Origin of the sequence: Halopseudomonas bauzanensis (assembly GCF_900114735.1) — a bacterium.
Lineage (GTDB): Bacteria > Pseudomonadota > Gammaproteobacteria > Pseudomonadales > Pseudomonadaceae > Halopseudomonas > Halopseudomonas bauzanensis.
In genome coordinates, this window is the sequence record NZ_FOUA01000004.1 from 228,510 (window position 1) to 246,029 (window position 17,520).

The following is a 17,520-nucleotide window of genomic DNA, read 5'->3' on the forward strand; positions in this document are numbered from 1 at the left end:
CACCATGAAAGTTGCCATTGTCGTCGACTGGCTTACCGTTTACTCCGGTGCAGAACGCGTGGTCGAGCAGATTTTGCGGCTCTACCCCGAGGCTGACCTGTATTCCCTGATCGACTTTCTAGAGGACGATCAGCGGGCATTTCTCAATGGTAAACAGGCAACCACCTCCTTTCTCCAGCGCATGCCTTTCGCCCGAACGCGTTACCGCAGCTATCTGCCGCTCATGCCGCTGGCTATTGAACAGTTCGATCTGAGCAACTATGACCTGATCATTTCCAGTTCCCACGCGGTCGCCAAGGGGGTACTGACCGGGCCGGACCAACTGCATATCTGCTATATCCATTCTCCAGTGCGTTATGCCTGGGACCTGCAACACCAGTATCTATTGCAGTCGGGGCTGAGCAGAGGTCTGAAGAACTGGATCGCGCGCTGGTCGCTGCATTACATCCGCAACTTCGATGCGCGGTCCTCGCTGGGTGTCAACGCCTTCATCGCCAACTCCGAATTCATTGCCCGGCGGGTGCAGAAGTGCTATCGGCGGCCAGCCGAGGTGGTGTATCCGCCAGTAAACATCACCGACTTCAATCTTGAGCGGGACAAGCAGAACTTCTATGTCGCGGCATCGCGCATGGTGCCCTATAAGCGCATGGACCTTATCGCCCAGGCCTTTCGGCAGATGCCCAACCAGCAGCTGGTGATCATCGGTGACGGGCCGGACCTCGACAAGGTCCGTGCGGTCGCCGCCGGCAGCGCCAACATAAGGGTCACCGGCTTCCTGCCCTTCCCACAGATGCGCCACTACATGCAACGAGCCAAGGCATTCGTGTTCGCCGCCGAGGAGGATTTTGGCATCACGCCGGTCGAGGCAATGGCTTGCGGCACACCGGTCATTGCCTACGGCAAGGGCGGCGCACTGGAAACCGTGATCGACGGCAGGACCGGCCTGTTCTTTCCCCAGCAGACCACCGAATCACTGATCCAGGCGGTCGAGCGGTTCGAAACCATTGGCCATGGTATCCGTCCCGAAAACTGCCGCGAACAAGCGGAAAACTTTTCCATTGAGCTGTTCCACGAACGGTTCTCCCAGACCGTGGATGCAGCCATCCAGGAGTTCCAACCGAACTCCACCTTAACCCTTGCAGGAGTATGACCATGTTGCAGCCCGTCATAATGGCCGGCGGTTCCGGCTCCCGACTCTGGCCTCTGTCACGCCAGCTCAACCCCAAGCAGTTTCTACCCTTGACCGAGCCGCAGTTGACCATGCTGCAGGCGACCATCAAACGACTTGATGGCCTGGCCTGCTCGCAGCCTTTGCTCATCTGCAATGAACAGCATCGTTTTCTCGCGGCAACCCAGCTGAAGCAACTGGGCATGGATGACACCCGCATCATCCTGGAACCCTGCGGGCGCAATACCGCACCCGCCATCGCCCTGGCAGCGATCAAACTGCACACCATCGGCCAGGACCCGTTGCTGCTGATCCTGCCGGCCGACCATCAGATTGCCGATACCAACGCATTCCATGCCAGCCTGGAAGCTGCCATTCCCCTGGCCGAAGCCGGCAAGCTGGTCACTTTCGGTATAGTGCCCACTGCGGCAGAAACCGGCTATGGATATATTCAGCTGGGCGAACGAATGGGCGACAGAGCGTTTGCCGTCAATCGCTTCGTGGAAAAGCCCGACGCTGCTACCGCCAGTGATTATGTGAGCTCGGGGCAGTATCTCTGGAACAGCGGAATGTTTCTGTTCCGCTCCTCGCGTTATCTTGAAGAACTTGCCGAGCACCGCCCGGATATCCTTACCGCCTGCCAGCAGGCCGCATTGGCCAATGCCTATGACCTGTTGTTCACCCGGGTAGATGCCGACGCCTTCGCTGGGTGTCCCGATGAATCCATCGATTACGCCGTGATGGAAAACACCGCTGATGCGGTGGTGGTAAGCCTGGAAGCTGGCTGGAGCGATATTGGTTCCTGGTCGGCATTATGGGAGACCAGTACCAAGGACGCGAATGGCAATGCCACCCAGGGGGATACCCTGGCACATGACTCGCATAATACCTTGGTCCGGGCCGAGCATCGTCTAGTCGCTACGCTGGGGGTCGATGATCTGATCATTATCGAAACCAAGGATGCAGTGCTGGTCGCCCATAAGGACCGGAGCCAGGATGTGAAGGCCCTGGTCGAGCAACTCAAGACCACCGGCCGTCAGGAGACCATCAGCCACCGCGAAGTCTATCGGCCCTGGGGAGTCTATGATTCCATCGACCATGGTCACCGCTATCAGGTCAAGCACATCACCGTAAAGCCCGGCGCCAAGCTGTCCTTGCAGATGCACCATCATCGGGCCGAGCATTGGATCGTGGTCTGCGGCACAGCCAAAGTGACCAACGGTGACAAGACCTATCTGGTGACCGAGAACCAGTCCTCCTATATCCCGGTCGGCCAGATCCATACTCTGGAGAACCCCGGCGTCATCGATTTGCAGCTGATCGAGGTGCAGTCCGGGTCCTATCTGGGCGAAGACGATATCGTGCGCTTCGAGGACCGTTACGGTCGCGTCGAAAAGGCTGCCGTCGACACCCGAGCGGTGACCCACCTCAAATGAGTGATCGCGCATCGACAACGACAACGACACCCTCTCCTGCCCGAAGCCTCGGCAGCATTGCTGCCCGAGGCGCCATACTCACCATGGGCGGCCAAGGTGTGAAGATCATGCTGCAGTTCTGCGGCATCGTGATCCTCGCGCGCCTGCTGTCGCCCAACGATTATGGCTTGATGGCCATGGTGGTGGTGCTGACCGGCATTGGCGAGGTGCTTCGTGACTTCGGCCTGTCGTCCGCGGCGATTCAGACGCGGAGCCTGTCCGTCGAGCAACGCAGCAACCTGTTCTGGATCAACTCGGCAATCGGTGTGATCCTCGCCCTGACGCTTTTTACCATCGCCCCGGTGCTCGCCGCCTTCTACGATGAGTCCCGGCTAATCCCTATCGCTCGTATCCTGGCCATCACCTACCTGTTGAATGGCATCGCTACCCAATACCGGGCCCAGCTCAATCGGGGGATGTCCTTCGGCACGCTGGCCATAATCGATATTCTCGGCATGGCCGCCGGGCTGGCGGTAGGGCTGTTCATGGCCATCGAGGGTTACCAGTATTGGGCGCTGGTCGGTCAGCAACTGGCCTTGTCCGCAGCCACGCTGGTGACATTGGTGCTTGCGGCACGCTGGCTGCCCGGCCTGCCGTGCCGCAGCGCCCCAATGGCAGACCTGCTGCGTTACGGCTGCAATCTGATGGGCACGCAGTTGATCGGCTATGCCACGCGCAACCTCGACAGCCTGATTATCGGCTATCGCTTCGGCGCAGAGGCCCTGGGGCTGTACAGCAAGTCCTACCAGCTTTCCATGTTGCCGCTGAATCAGATTAACGCACCCGCTACCACCATCGCCCTGCCCGTGCTGTCTCGCCTGCAACAACAACCGACGCGCTATGACCAGTTTCTGCTGCATGGTCAGACCCTAATGCTGCATCTGATCGTTTGTGTATTGGCATTTGCCGCTGCCTTGGCCGAACCGCTCATTCTGCTGGTGCTGGGGCCGCAGTGGCAGGAGGCGGTGCCGGTATTTCGTATTCTGGCGGTGGCGGGCATCTTCCAAGCCGCCAGCTATACCAGCTATTGGGTGTTCCTGTCCAAGGGCCTGACGCCACTGCATCTGCGTTTCACCCTGATATCCCGACCCGTAATGATCGGTTTCATCTTTCTCGGGGCACTCTGGGGCGTATCGGGCGTGGCGATTACCGTCGCCAGCGGCATGGGCGTGCTGTGGCTCTGGGGCTTGTTCTTTCTGCGGCACTCCGGCGCCCCGGTCGGCGCCATGCTGCGCAATGGCCTGATCATCATCAGCGGTTACGCGCTCAGCGCCGGGTTCGCCTGGTACAGCGCCGACCGCTGGGGCTCATCGCTACCCCTACAGTTGCTGATCGGTAGCGCAGCCATGGTCGGCGCCGTCCTGACGCTCGGCCTGAGTTGGCCGCCTTTCCGAGGCAGCCTGCTGCAAGTGCTCAGTTCCAGCACCCTATTACGTGCAGGGCGCCCGTCACAACCTTGACCACTCCAACTTTACCTGCGGGACAATCATGAAAAAACGAATCAGAGCGGCCCTCGGGCATCCACGCCTGCTGCTTTTCATCGATCGGCTGCTATTCACAGTCGGGCCAGCAACCAATCAGCGCTCCACCTTCAGCCTGCTGATCGCGCCGCCTGGTGCTGGAAATATCGGCGATCAGGCCATGATCGAGGCCTATCTGGAGAATACCCCGGGTGATATCCGCATCATCTGCCACGGGCAGCAGGACATCATTGTTCCCGACCAGCATATCGAGCGAACCCGGGTGATCGTCCTGCCAGGGCTCATTTACGGGCATCTTATCCCGCATGTGCGCAGCATCGGAGTATTTCGCCGGTTGCTCGGACGAGCCCAGTCACTGGCCATTACCGGTGCCGACATCATGGATGGCGCCTATAACTGGCAGGCTTCCACCAATCGCGCCAACATTGCCTGGCTAGCGGCCCAGGCCGGGGTTGCCGTGCGTATTCTCGGCTTCAGCTGGAATGGGCAGGCACACCCCCAGGCGGTGACCGCCTTACGGCGCGCCACCGCAGCCGGTGTCCAGCTGTGCCTTCGCGATCCGTTATCCGCCGAACGCGCCCGCGCCGACGGTCTGGCCAATGTCACCGAAGTTGCGGACATCGTATTCGCCGCCCGTACCGTCAACTTCGCAACGGCCTCGCGGTTGCTGTATTCCCTGCCGGCCCACTGCGACTATGCACTGGTCAATGCCAGCGGCCTGATTGGCCGAACACAGGGACAGATCGACGGCTACGTGCGCATTATTCGCGAACTGCAGCACCAAGGGCTGCAGGTGATACTGCTACCCCATGTCTCCCGCCCCGGCGGCGACGACCTGCCGGTCTGTCAGGCGATCCATCAGGCCCTCAAGGACCCGCAGGTCGTTCTGGTCGACCAGTTGCTCTCTCCTTCAGAAATACGCGGCCTGACCGCCAGCGCAACGCTGACCGTCACCGGACGTATGCATCTGGCGATCATGTCGCTGTATAGCGGTGTGCCAGCTATTACTCTGGCGACGCAGGGCAAGGTCGAGGGCATGATGCGATTGTTCGGTGCGGAATTCCTGTGCATTGAACCGCGGCCCGACTTCGCCGATCGCGTTATCACCGTCGCCCAGCAGATTCTGTCGCGCCCGGATGACCTGCGCCAGCATCTACATAGCAAGCTGCCTGCCGTCCGCAGGCTGGCCAGCCGCAATTTCGATAGCCCCCAACAAGACATCGTCAACCAGAAGGAATTGTCCTGTGCCTACGATTGAGCAGGTAGTCCAGCGGGATATCTGTGTGGGCTGCGGCGCTTGCCAGTTCGTCACCCGTGGTGAAATCCAGGTTCGACGCAACACGCTTGGTTACTACAGCGCCGACCTGTCACATGCCCGGCCCCGCAGCCTGGCCACGGCCAGTCGCGTTTGCCCGTTCAGCAATGAATCCCGGAATGAAGATGACATCGCCGCGGCGGTCTTCCCGGCCGAGCTCAAGAATGATCCGCGCACCGGCAAGTACCTCAGCATCGCCGCCGCCCGGACTACAGACGATGATTACCTGCGCGGCAGTAGCTCCGGCGGCCTGACCAGCTGGATCCTGATAAAACTGCTCGAGTCAGGGCATATAGACGGGGTTATCCATGTCGGCCAGGGCGGTGATGGGCTGTTTTCCTATCGCATCTCCCGCAGCCGTCAGGAACTGACCGCACGGCGCAAATCCATCTATTACTCCACCAGCTTCAATACCGCCTTGCAGAGCATCCACGGTGACGGCCAGCGCTACGCCCTGGTGGGCGTGCCCTGTTTCATCAAGAGTGCGCGGTTGCTGTGTATGGAAGACCCAGTGCTAGCTTCGCAACTGGCCTATTTCATCGGCCTGGTCTGTGGCCACCTCAAATCCGCCGCCTTTGCCGAGCTGCTGGCCTGGCAATGCGGGATCAGCCCCGATGAGCTGACCGCTGTCGATTTTCGGGTGAAGCAGCCCGGACAGGATGCGGGGCGCTACAGTTTCGGTGCGCGGGCCGGCAAGGACACCAGCGAGTGGACCACGCGCCCCACCAGCCAACTGCTGGGTGGTAACTGGGGACACGGCATGTTCCAGCTCAATGCCTGCAACTATTGCGACGACATTTTTGCCGAGACCGCCGACCTGGTGCTCGGTGACGCCTGGCTACCCCAGTACCGGTCCGATTGGCGTGGCACCAACCTCATACTGTGCCGCAATGCATTGATCCAGCAGTTGATTGATGATGGCGCGGCGATCGGCGAACTCTTCATCCAGCCTCTCTCGGTAGCCCAGGCTGCCAGTTCCCAGGCAGGCAACTTCCGTCACCGTCATGAAGGTCTCGCACTGCGCCTGGCCGATGACCAGAATGCCGGACACTGGGTTCCCAACAAGCGCGTCACGCCGGACCACAATGTGGTCGGCAACCGTCGCCGCGAACTCATCCGTCGTCGCCGCGAACTATCCCGGGCCAGCCACGAGTTGTTTGCCGAAGCCAGGGAGCAGGGTTCGCTGGCGCTCTTCATCGACCGAATCACCCCGCTGGTGCAACGGTATGAAAAGTACAAAGCAGCGTCGCTGCCGCGCCGGCTGCTGGGACTGGCCAAGCGGCGAATCCAACTGATCCTGTCCTGATTCCATCTTCGCTCACTCAACGAGCCCCCCAATGATTCGAACAGTCTGTGACGCATTGCGCTCCCGCCCAAGAGCAGCTGCCCCGGTCACGAGACCGGAAACCGGATGCTCAAAGAAGGAGTACCATTTGACGAATAACACGGCTCGCCGGCTGAAAATCGGCTATGTTCCTGGGCATGCGGAGGGCAACGCCTACGTACAACGCACCCAGGAGGCACTGGCCGAACTGGGTCAGGTTTATCCATTGTCGCCTTCCACCAAATCCCTGTGGCGGCTACTGAAGTTTCGCCCCGGCTTCTTCGACGTGATCATCGTCAACTGGCTGGAATACAAGATCGCCAACCCGGCTACCGGCAGGCCCTCCTGGGCCGGTGTGCTGGCGTATTTCATGCAGATTCTCTCCTTCCGGATATTCTGCCGAAGACTGATCTACCTGCGTCACAATACCTATCCGCACCACGCCCGCAGTCGGTCCGCCAACACCCTGACCCGAATAATTGATCTATCCGAGCACTTTTACTCCACGACCGCCACCCACAGTGGCCACTTCACCGACAAGTACTACGTTCCCCATCCGCTCTATCAGGAGCACCCCCTGGCGACCAAAGGCGACCATTTCATCGTTTTCGGACGAGTCATGCCCTACAAGAACATTGAACAACTGATCCGCCACTTCCCCGCTGATGAACAACTGATCATCGCCGGCCCCTGCGATGACCCACCCTACTTTCGCAAACTTCAGACAATCGCCGAAGGCAAGAACATCGAATTCATTTCCCGTTTCCTATCGGAAGACGAGGCCCAACACCTGGTGGGCACCGCGCGCGGCCTGATTCTGTCTCATGCCGATAACGACATGATCGTCAGCGGCAGTTTCTTCTACGCATTGAGTCTTGGCACACCGGTCATCGCCGTAAAGACGCCGTTCTTCAACTGGGTACAGCGCGAACTGGACGTGGAAGGACTGACCGTTGTCGATGAGGTCGAATCCATCGGCTTGGCACTCAAACAACAAGTCCATCTGCCGGCCGAAACGATCCTCAGATCAGCAAGAAAATACTTCTCCTTGGCGACCGTCACCACCTGCTGGGATGCGTTGTTTGCTCAGCTTCAACTCCAGGACCCGACCTGAGCCATATCCACCCGAACTGCCGAACGGACTCCGCACTCCGAGCGCCCGACGCTTCCCCCGGCTCGGAATCTGCGGGAAATCACATAACGACGCAATTGGAATGTACTCAATATGTTGAACAACCAAGACGGCATCATTCGCTCCAATGAACCTGTACTCGCAGTAATTCAGCGCTGGCTGGATCTGGGGGTCATTTGTGTGGCCCTCTTGTTGGTGATGATGTGGCGGGACATTCCCGGATCGCCTCAGCATATGCTCAGTCTGCTGGTCACGCTTTTTCTGTTCTATCTGCTCAACGATGTCAGCCAGTTGTACGGATCCTGGCGGGGTGAGCAGACCTTCCGTGAGCATCGGCGCGTGGCAGGAAACTGGGGCGCGGCTTTTGTCGGCATGTTCATCATTGATTATTTCCTGCTGCACAATGATCTGCTCACCGACCGCGACCGAGTCTACTGGTTCGCTGCAGGGTTACTCATCCTCAGTGGCTATCGCATCGCCCTGCGCCAGACGATGCGCACCTTGCGCGCAAATGGTTACAACACCCGTACGGTCGCCATCGTGGGTGCGGGCTCGCTGGGCCGGCGGCTTGCCAGCAATATCGTTGACAATCCCTGGATGGGGCTTGATCTGCTCGGGTTCTATGATGATGAGGCCAGTGATGCGATCTACCTGCACAGAATACAGGGCTTCGTGCCTGTACGCGGCGATCACCAGGCGCTCATCGACGGTGCGCGCGCGGGTTACATCGACAAGGTTTACATCACCTTGCCGATGGGGGCGGAAGAACGCATCAAATGGCTGCTTGATCAGCTCAGCGACAGCACCGCATCGGTCTACCTGATCCCGAATGTGTTTATCGTCGATCTGCTGCATGCGCGCAGCGAATCCATCAACGGTCTGCCCAGCATCAGCATCTTCGACTCACCGATGGATGGCGCCAGCCGACTGGTCAAACGCATTGAGGACATTGTTCTGTCGCTGATCATCCTGGCGCTTATTGCCGTACCCATGTTGATCATCGCCTTGGGGGTGCGCCTCACCTCCCGGGGCCCAGCGCTGTTCCGGCAGAAACGCTACGGCATGGATGGCAGACCGATCGAGGTCTGGAAATTCCGCAGCATGACCGTGATGGAAAATGGTGACACCGTTACCCAAGCCAAGCGCAACGACGCCCGCATCACCCCATTCGGTGCATTCTTGCGGCGCACCTCCCTCGACGAACTTCCCCAGTTCCTCAATGTGCTGCGCGGCGACATGTCCATTGTCGGTCCCCGCCCCCACGCGATTGCCCACAACGAGGAATATCGCAAGCTCATCAGCGGTTATATGCTGCGCCACAAGGTCAAACCGGGTATCACCGGCTGGGCTCAGATAAACGGCTGGCGTGGCGAAACTGACACCCTCGACAAAATGCAGAAACGCATCGAATACGACCTCAACTACATTCGCCGCTGGTCCCTCTGGCTCGATCTCAAAATCGTGTTTCTTACCGTATTCAAGGGATTCCTGAACAAGAATGCCTATTAACCTCAGCTCCTCCCCTATACCCTTTGTTTCAAAGCATCTTTCCCTTTAGCCACATACGCCCCCATCTCGTCATCCGGCACCATACTGCCACCGGTGGCCCAAGCCAGGTGGGTAGCGTTCTTCAGCCGATCAGGTGTCAGCTGGAGACGTTGCCGATAGGCTTCGTTTTCGGCGGCAAGCACACGCGCCACACCCGGGACCCCGGCCAGTGCGGAAGGCTCCAGCAGGACGTTCTCCAGTTGCTCCAGCAACGCGAGCAAGGCATAAAGCTCTTCATCCCGGATCGTGTAATAGCCGTCAATGAGCCGCTGCATCGCCTTTCCGACGAAGCCGGACGGCCGCCCTACGGCCAGACCATCAGCGGCAGTGACGTTGTCGATGCCGAAATCCTGCACCGCAACTTCATCATGCAAGCCGGTATATACGCCCAGCAGCATGCAGGGCGAGTGTGTGGGTTCGGCGAAGATACAGTGAACGGCATCACCGAACATCAGCTTCAAACCGAAAGCTACCCCACCCGGTCCTCCACCAACGCCACAGGGTAGATAGACAAACAGCGGGTGGTCAGCATCCACCACTACACCCGCTTCCTCCAGTTGGGGTTTCAGCCGCACTGCGGCGACAGCATAGCCAAGAAACAGGCTGGTGGAATTCTCATCATCAATGAAATGGCAACCTGGATCTGCGTCAGCCTGCTTTCTGCCTTCTGCCACAGCGACGCTGAAATCCGCCTCATACTCCACCACCGTCACGCCGTGGCCACGCAGCTTCTCTTTCTTCCATTCCCGTGCGTCAGCCGACATATGCACGGTCACGTCAAACCCCAGGGTCGCGCTCATGATGCCGATCGATAATCCCAGATTCCCGGTGGAGCCTACCGCGATACGGTGCTGGCGGAAGAATGACCGAAAAGCATCGCTATCGAGCCTTGCGTAGTTATCATCAAGGCTCAGTAGCCCTGCGTTCAGTGCCAGGTCCTCCGCATGCTTGAGCACTTCATATATTCCACCGCGCGCCTTGATCGAGCCGGAGATAGGCAGATGGCTGTCAAGTTTCAGCCAGAGCTGGCCTGGCAGCGGCAGGCCGTAACGCTCACCAAGCGCCTCCTGCAACCGAGGTACGAGCTGGATAGGAGACTCGATGATCCCGCCTGCCTCCTCGGTCTGTGGAAATACCCGACGAATATAGGGTGCGAAGCGGGTCAATCGAGCACTCGCGCCCTGCACGTCTTCCCAAGTAAGCCCCACATCCGGTAATGCGATGTCCGCCGGTTGGACGGCCGGATTGAACCATGCCGTTTCCTTCAATGCCACGAGGTCCTGAACCAGCGGGTGGCCTTGCAACCAGTGGTCAATTGAAATGCCGGTGCTCATATTGGTTCCTCATTCGGTGGGTAATAGTCTCTCCGTATCGCATGAAGTGTATCAGCCGACGAGGCGTCCTGCGGATGCCAGTCGTAACGAGCGCCCCCAGACCGGCTGCGAGCACAAAAAAGGGGCATCCGAAGATGCCCCTTAAACCCAAACGTCCAGCGAACTTACTAATCAGCGCACGCCGGAAGCCCTCAACGCAGCCGGTGTGAACTGGTTGTAGGTCGGAGGCGTACCGCCATACTGCGGGGCAGAGTTTTCTTCGGTGTACATGCCCAGGGCGATATAGCGACCGGCCAGCAGATCGTACAGAGTTTCCAGGGTGTAACCCGGGATCTTGTGCTTGTAGTTGAAGGCAATATGACCCTCACCTACGCGCCACAAAGTGCCACGACCGTCGTAGTGGTCCGCCAGGCCGATCTGCCAGGAGTCCTCGTCAACGAAGAAGTTACGCTGCGCATAGATATGCCGCTGCCCCTGCTTCACGTCACCCTGAACTTCCCATACGCGGTGCAACTCGAAACGCGTATGCTCCGGATTCACGTGACCGGCCTTCAATACATCACTGTATTTCAGATCGGGATCGGACAGCCTGCCGGAGTTATACGGCAAGTAGATTTCCTTCTTGCCGACCAACTTCCAGTTGTAGCGATCAGGCGCACCGTTGTACATGGAGAAGTTATCCGATGTACGCATACCGTCCGATGCAGTACCCGGGCCGTCGTAGGCCACCTGCGGCGCACGGCGCACACGGCGTTGACCGGCGTTGTATACCCAAGCCATACGTGGCTCTTTCAGCTGATCGAGACTATCGTGTACCAGCAGCACGTTACCGGCGAGTCGTGCCGGCGCATTCACCCGCTGCTTGAAGAACAGCAAAGTGTTAGGCATGGACGTCGCGTCGATATCGGGCATCAGGTTTGGATAGCCGACTTCTTCTTCCAGCTTGATCAGTGTGTAAGAACCATTGGTCTGCGGCATGGCCTGCATGTACCAGCGATGCACGTTGAGACGGTAGCGCGTCATGTGGTTCCAGATGACTTCGGCGCCCGACTTGGGAACCGGGAATACGAAGGAAGCACCGGGAGTGACGTTCTCGACACCATCTCCACCGTTGACCAGCTTGGCCTGGCCGGCAGTCCGCTTGACCTGATCATAGAGCTCTTGCGGATAGCCAATGCTACGGTGAGTCTGATAAACCGGCATACGGAAAGTTTCTGGATAGCGCTCGAACATTGCTACCTGGCCCGGCGTCAGATTCTCCTTATATTGCTGGTAGTTCTGCGCAGTAATTACAAACTCAGGCTGTTCGCTCTTGTACGGGTTCTCCAGAAAATTGTTAGCTAAGTCCTGTCCCGCATTGGTAGGCAAACCGCCGGTCCACTCGGGAATGGTACCTGCCGCATTACCAGCCTTCTCCGCCCCGATGGGCGTCAAGGTGGTACCCAATTGATCGATTTCAGACTGGGTAAGGTTTTGTGCCGCAATACTGGTGGCAATCAAGCTGAGGGCCAGACCGCAGGCACCGATTATTGTTTTCTGCATATGCATTTTTTTCTCCTAGCCTGCTTAGAAACTTACGCCGAAGCTGACAGCGGCAAAATCGCGATCAACCAAGGTGTTGTACTTGCCATCAAAGAAGTTGGTGTAGCTGAGACTGGCGTTGTACTTGTTGGCGTAGTCGGCATTCACCCCAACGCTGATCGACTTGGCGTTTTCGGTGAAGTTGGGGCTGTAACCCTCAACGTCATGTGACCAGGCGATGTTCGGAGTTAAGTTGATACCGGCGATTACGTTGCTGTAATCCAGAGACGCGCGCAGACGATAGCCCCAAGAGAAGTCAGTGAAGAAGCCATCGTTTTCACACCAGCTACCTGCTCTTGGAGAAGTGTCAGCTGCAGGGGGCGAGGGGTTGGAGGAACATTGCCCAGCTGTCACCCCACCTCCGTCAGTATCCTGCCATGGGCTTTGACCAAACAACGAATCGCGGCCAAATCGCGGGCCGTTGCCTCCAATACCGCCAATATGGTTGGCACCGACCTCACCGATTAACGCTAGGCGGCTGGCCCCAAAGATGCGATCAATAAAGTGCACCGCGCTCATGGAAGCTTGCCAGAAATCCTTGCGCTCGTACCCTTGAATGTAATCACCTGCTGCCCAAGGGCCGCCTCGGTGGGTGTTATCACCCGGCGCGACAAAGTCAGACAGCGCAGCACGGCTCATGTCACCACTGTTGATCTGGATAGGCATGTTCGGCCGGTAACTCAGCTCACCCGCTACCGAGACCCCACCGATGTCGGTCCCAAAACTCACACCATAAAGCCGGATATCTTCCGGGTGTTCAAAGAAGTAGCCTGCAAGCCCTTGAGCACCATCAATACCAGTAACAGCACCAGGGCCCGGGTCGCCTTTAATGTTTGAATACAACGGGTTACGGCTATGGTAGTTCATTGCATAAAAGCCGAACTCGGTATTATTCAGCTCAGGAACGAACCAGCGGAATGCGACACCGAACTGGCCACTATCGCTCGCTTCTTTATCCTTTCTTGCTCTGACGATATAGGAGGAATACGTTCCAAGGAGCGGGTGCTGGAACCCGTTTTCCAAAGTTGGATCTCCCTGTGGTAGATCCTGCCCGACCCAAATCAGACGGTCGTTACAACCACGCCCTACCACATCCGAACTGGAGAAGAACGTACCGCAGTTATCAGCAATGGTCCCATGCCACTTCAGCTGATAAAACGCCTCCATCGTCAGGTTTTCAGTCAAACCTTGTGACAGATACAACATCTCAACCGGCAGCAGGCCTTCCTTCAGCTCCGCCCCCGGGCGGCGGAAGGCGGATGCATCGATTGGGTTGATGGAGTTGATACCGTTCTGGATGAAGACGCCCTCACCCCAGCTGACTACCTGGCGACCGAGGCGAACGTTGCCGGGGTTATTGCCAATGGCGTAGTTGTGATAGACGAACGCATCCAGCAATTGAATACCGGCACCCTTTTGCAGGGGATGACGACCTGAGTCATCGATATCATAGAAGTCCTGGCTGCCGTCTTTGGTTTCGAAATCGTACCAGTAGTTGCCCCGGATGAAGGCGCCGGAGTTACCGTAGCGCAGTTCCAGATCGTGGGAGCCTTTGAAAATCTTGGAAAACACGTCCCCCTTCTCATAATTCAGACGTCCGTCGTCCGATGTCCGTGCTGCAGCCTCACCACCCTGGTTTACGCCATTAATTTCGGTAAGCGTATGGATGAAGCGCTTGTCCGGATCGGACATCGACATGCTGGCCCCGATGGAAAGCTGTGAGTCAAACTGCGCTTCCACCTCACCGATATTGAAAGTGACTGCATTTGCCGAGCCTGTAACACTTGCGAGCCCGATTGCCAGGGGCAATGCGGCCAACGCCCAAGCATGCTTTGTTTTTGTCATTGTGCTGCTCCGTTAGATTGGATCCATACCAACAGGCCTTCGCAGGGCCCGAGGGTCGGTATCAAGTCTGTCACGGCCCGCTGGGCGGATTTGTCTGATTCGGACCAATACCTTGGCCCAACGGGACATTCAGCGCATGAATGTGATCAATTTACAGAACGGAATGGTCTGTTGTTTTTTTTTGCACAATCGATGGTATTGCTCTATGTTATGTCTCAACGATAGAAATCGTTACAAAATAAAAACAACAAAGAGAATCGGGCATGAACCAGATCCATCCTCCCCTTCCCTGTGCACGACTGCAGGAACGAGCATTGTGGGCGAAAGGTATTGTCCAGGCATTAGTCCCCTACGGCAGACAGGCACGTGAGCTGCCGGAGGATCTCCGTCAATACAACGCACCAGATGACATGAGCCTGGCTCATATCAGCCAGACCGACATGAACCGGCTATGGCACGCCGCCGCCACCCTCAGCCGAGATGATTGCTTCGCCCTGCGTATGGGGCAAGCGTTCTCCAGTCCCACCTCCCAATTGCTGGCCCTTGCCAGTCGCTCCAGTGAGACGGCCAGCGCGGCTGTGCAGCGCCTGGTGCGTTTTATTCAAGTGTTCAGCACGCAGGTGCAGCTGTATTCGGTGGAAGATGAGTATCATCTGACTGTGTATTTTGAACCCAAGGGAGCTGCGCACCCGTTGCAGTTAGAGGCGCTGGTGTCGCGCTGCGTGGCAACCTGGAGAGAATTGGACACCGGGAACCTGCCGCTGATCATGGAGGTGCGTTTGGGCGATGAGATGGATAAGCGACGCGACGAATGTGAACACATCCTCGGCACCCGAGTCCGCCTGGGATGCAAGCGAATCGCTGTGCGCCTCAACCGTCGCGCTCTGCAGGTACCACTGCCGAGCCGCGATGCTTTTCTGCTGAAACGCCTGGATGCGTCTCTGGCGGACATGGTCGAAGACCTGCCCAATGTGGATTTCGCCGAGCAGGTAAAACAGCGCATCCGGGTCCTGCTGTCTGAACGGGAGGTATCCGAAGATCTGGTGGCCACGCCCTTCAACGTCAGCCCGCGACATCTGCGCCGCAAGCTCAGTGAGTCCTGCACAACTTATGAGAAGCTGCTGGATGAGGTGCGCATGGAGCTGGCTATCAAGTTGATCCAGGAACACCGCCTCAATCTCGGGCGCATCGCCTTCGAACTCGGCTTTCTCGATCCCAGCAGTTTCACCCGTGCCTTCCGCCGCTGGACCGGCATGAGTCCAACCGCCTTCCGCGAGCAGGGCCTTGGCAAATCCGAAAGCTCGGTACTTGTGTAAAAAAGAGGGCCCCACAGGGCCCTCAAGCCAGATCGCTGCTGCGATCATCCAATGCTTCAGAAACTCACACCGAAACTCAACGCAGCAAAATCCCGGTCTGTCATTACGTTATATTTACCATCAAAGAAGTTGGTATAGCTGATGCTTGCCTGATAGCGGTTCGCGTAATCGGCATTCAGGCCGATGCTCACCGACTTGGCGTCTTCAATGAAGTTGGGCCCATAACCGTTCACGTCGTGGGACCATGCGATGTTCGGGCTCAGGTTGATACCGGCGATCACGTTGCTGTAATCCAGTCCTGCCCGCACACGATAGCCCCAAGAAGAGCGCGTCACATAGCCTTCATTCTCACACCAGCGGGCATTTTCCGGACGCTGGCCGTAGCATATGCCATCGATGGCCGGGCCCTGCCCGAACAACGGGTCACGGCCATAGCGAGTACTGCCCGGCCCGCTCTCCAGCCCGCCGATGTAGTTGAAGCCCACTTCGCCTGCCAGACTCAGGCGATTGGCGCCTAGTACCCGGTCGATCAGATGCACGACCGATACCTGCGCCTGCCACAGCTCCTTGCGACGGTATCCATTGATTTCATCCAACGGCTGCAATGTCACTACCTCACCGTTATATACCGGCGTAGGGTAGAGATAACCAAGCACCCCGGCGGGGATGGCGGTCAAGCTCAGGTCGGAGGTATTGATCTGCAGATTGTAATTGGGCCGGTAGCTGATTTCCCCGGCTACCGTCGAGCCAGCGACGCTGGTCTGAAAGCTCAGCCCATACAGCTGGATATCTTCCGGATACTCCAGCAAGTAGCCCGCCGGCCCGCTGACACCGTTGATCCCCGGCACTCCCGGTATCACAGTGTCGTGTCCCCTGACCACTGAGAACGCCGGCACCCGGCTGTGGTAATTCATGGCGTATAGCCCAAACTCGGTATCATGCAGCTCAGGTACGAACCAGCGCAGGGCAATACCATACTGACCACTGTCGCTCGCCTCGCGGTCCTTGTCATAGCGAACGTTGTAGTCCGTGGTCAGGTTGGTTGGCGGATACAGGATCGACGGCATACTACCCTGCGGATTGTCCACCCCAACGCCAAGCCGGTCGTTACAGCCCTTGGCCAGGGTATCGCTGGTGGAGAAAAAGGTGCCGCAGTTGTCCACCACGCTCGGCGCCCATTTCAACTGATAGAAGAGCTCCATCGTCAGGTTCTGCGTCAAACCCTGGGAAAGGTAAAGCATCTCGACCGGAATCAACCCCTCCTTGACTTCCGCACCCGGCCGGCGGAAGGCGGACACGTCGATCGGGTTGATGGTATTGAGTGAGTTGCCAATAAACAGGCTCTCTCCCCAGCTCACAACCTGACGACCGAGCCGGATGTTTCCGGGATTATTGCCGATGAAATAGTTGTGGTACACAAAGGCGTCCATCAGCGCGATGCCAGAGCCCTTCTGCAGCGGATCGCGACCACGGTCACTAATATCGTAGAAGCGCTGGCCGCCGTCCTTGGTCTCGAAGTCGTACCAGTATTTGCCGCGGAAGAAGGCACCCGAATCGCCGTAACGCAATTCCAGATCGTGGGAACCCTTGAAGATCTTCGAGAAGGCATCGCCCTTGTCGAAGTTCAAGCGTCCATCGTCGGTGGTTTTGGCCGCCGCTCTGCCGCCGTTGTACGGATCAATGAAATCCGCATCAGGGTTGGCAGTAGCCCAACTGGCACCGATGGACAACTCGCTGTCGAATTGCCCATCCAGATTCCCCCAGGTAAAAGACGCGGCCTGGGCCAATGGTGTGAAAGCAAGGCCGATTGCCAGAGGCAGGAGCGCCAGCGGCCGTGGATTGTCTATTTTTGTCATTGTTCTAATCCCTTGTGTTGATCCACAGGCTCCAACAGGAGTCAATTAGAGACTAGCACCACATGAATGAACATTCATTTTATTTTTTGTCTATGGATCGCAGAAACCAAAAACCGGAGCATGAAGCTCCGGTTTTTAAGAACAC

General features: G+C 57.8%; 12 protein-coding genes. 8 read left to right on the plus strand and 4 right to left on the minus strand.

Going from position 1 to position 17,520, the window contains the following annotated elements:
- The first annotated feature begins 4 nt into the window (after positions 1 to 4).
- The 7 genes from BM267_RS11005 (at position 5) to BM267_RS11035 (ending at position 9,404) form a co-directional block, all read left to right on the plus strand.
- Positions 5 to 1,150, plus strand: a complete 1,146-nt coding sequence (locus BM267_RS11005) for a glycosyltransferase family 4 protein (RefSeq protein ID WP_074780009.1) — start codon at positions 5 to 7, stop codon at positions 1,148 to 1,150.
- Between the two features lie 2 nt (positions 1,151 to 1,152).
- The gene (locus BM267_RS11010) at positions 1,153 to 2,604 is read left to right on the plus strand and encodes a mannose-1-phosphate guanylyltransferase/mannose-6-phosphate isomerase (RefSeq protein ID WP_074780011.1); all 1,452 of its coding nucleotides are present in this window, start codon (positions 1,153 to 1,155) and stop codon (positions 2,602 to 2,604) included.
- Positions 2,601 to 4,103 (plus strand): lipopolysaccharide biosynthesis protein, encoded by a 1,503-nt coding sequence (locus BM267_RS11015; protein ID WP_074780014.1) that lies wholly within the window; start codon positions 2,601 to 2,603, stop codon positions 4,101 to 4,103. Before BM267_RS11010 ends, BM267_RS11015 begins: the two co-directional genes overlap by 4 nt.
- 28 nt (positions 4,104 to 4,131) lie before the next feature.
- The gene (locus BM267_RS11020) at positions 4,132 to 5,382 is read left to right on the plus strand and encodes a polysaccharide pyruvyl transferase family protein (RefSeq protein ID WP_036992478.1); all 1,251 of its coding nucleotides are present in this window, start codon (positions 4,132 to 4,134) and stop codon (positions 5,380 to 5,382) included.
- Positions 5,369 to 6,745, plus strand: coding sequence for a Coenzyme F420 hydrogenase/dehydrogenase, beta subunit C-terminal domain (locus BM267_RS11025; protein ID WP_074780016.1), 1,377 nt, complete (start codon positions 5,369 to 5,371; stop codon positions 6,743 to 6,745). Before BM267_RS11020 ends, BM267_RS11025 begins: the two co-directional genes overlap by 14 nt.
- Before the next feature lie 127 nt (positions 6,746 to 6,872).
- Positions 6,873 to 7,877, plus strand: a complete 1,005-nt coding sequence (locus BM267_RS11030; protein WP_074780019.1) for a glycosyltransferase family protein — start codon at positions 6,873 to 6,875, stop codon at positions 7,875 to 7,877.
- 111 nt (positions 7,878 to 7,988) lie between these two features.
- A complete protein-coding gene (locus tag BM267_RS11035) occupies positions 7,989 to 9,404 on the plus strand; it encodes an undecaprenyl-phosphate glucose phosphotransferase (protein WP_074780022.1) in 1,416 nt (471 codons plus the stop codon).
- Positions 9,405 to 9,418: 14 nt separating this feature from the next.
- Here BM267_RS11035 and dsdA read toward each other — a convergent pair whose 3' ends face one another.
- From dsdA to BM267_RS11050, 3 genes are all read right to left on the minus strand, one after another.
- The gene (dsdA, locus tag BM267_RS11040) at positions 9,419 to 10,777 is read right to left on the minus strand and encodes a D-serine ammonia-lyase (protein WP_074780025.1); all 1,359 of its coding nucleotides are present in this window, start codon (positions 10,775 to 10,777) and stop codon (positions 9,419 to 9,421) included.
- Positions 10,778 to 10,948: 171 nt separating this feature from the next.
- Positions 10,949 to 12,319, minus strand: a complete 1,371-nt coding sequence (locus BM267_RS11045) for a DUF1329 domain-containing protein (RefSeq protein ID WP_074780137.1) — start codon at positions 12,317 to 12,319, stop codon at positions 10,949 to 10,951.
- A 24-nt stretch (positions 12,320 to 12,343) separates the two neighbouring features.
- Entirely contained in the window at positions 12,344 to 14,203 is a 1,860-nt protein-coding gene (locus BM267_RS11050; RefSeq protein WP_074780028.1) for a DUF1302 domain-containing protein, read from the minus strand.
- Between the two features lie 263 nt (positions 14,204 to 14,466).
- On the opposite strand from BM267_RS11050, the gene BM267_RS11055 reads away from it, so the two are divergent.
- Positions 14,467 to 15,519 carry an AraC family transcriptional regulator gene (locus tag BM267_RS11055; protein ID WP_083392497.1) on the plus strand — a complete coding sequence of 351 codons (1,053 nt, stop codon included), beginning with the start codon at positions 14,467 to 14,469 and terminating at the stop codon, positions 15,517 to 15,519.
- A gap of 56 nt (positions 15,520 to 15,575) precedes the next feature.
- On the opposite strand, the gene BM267_RS11060 is transcribed toward BM267_RS11055, so the two are convergent.
- On the minus strand, positions 15,576 to 17,375 hold the full coding sequence (locus BM267_RS11060; RefSeq protein WP_074780035.1) for a DUF1302 domain-containing protein: 1,800 nt from the start codon (positions 17,373 to 17,375) through the stop codon (positions 15,576 to 15,578).
- Positions 17,376 to 17,520: the final 145 nt, after the last annotated feature.